General features: G+C 48.3%; 1 pseudogene. It reads right to left on the reverse strand.

Features of this window, described 5'->3' with window-relative positions:
- Positions 1-565, reverse strand: a pseudogene (locus tag R7Q46_RS29185) (ABC transporter permease); the annotation flags it as partial.

A 565-nucleotide genomic window follows, 5' to 3' on the forward strand; every position in this document is an offset into this window, starting at 1 on the left:
TTACTGACCTCGCTTCATTCCATCAACTGGGCGTACTTTGACCGTAACACGGCCTTCTTTTGTTTGTACAAAGCTCAATGTCATTTCAAGTGTGATGGCAACAGAGACGCTCATCATGACAAAAATAGCTAGCATGATGACCAGTTGATATTTAATGGCAACCAATGGGCTTGCGCCCCCTAGGATTTGCCCCGTCATCATACCAGGAAGTGTGACAAGGCCCATCGTGGTCATTGAGGCTAGCGTTGGCGCTAACGATTTTCTCAGAGCCTCCTGAACGAAAGGAAAGGAAGCGTATTTAGGGGCGGCACCCAGTGAGATGGCAGCTTCGTACGCAGACTTACGCTCTTCAAAAGCAGAGAATAAGTTTTGTAGCGCGATGATATTACTGCTCAGACTTTTGCCTAACAGCATGCCTGCCAATGGGATCATATATTGTGCATTGTAAAGCGGAGTAGGGCGCACCAAGCCAGCGGTGATCGCAATTAGTCATGGAAACAAGCCACATATAAGCCCGGTGAGAAGTGGCAGCATGAGCGGCTTTTTCGGTAAACGTGCTTTCCCT

It is taken from the genome of Vibrio sp. 811, assembly GCF_033339195.1.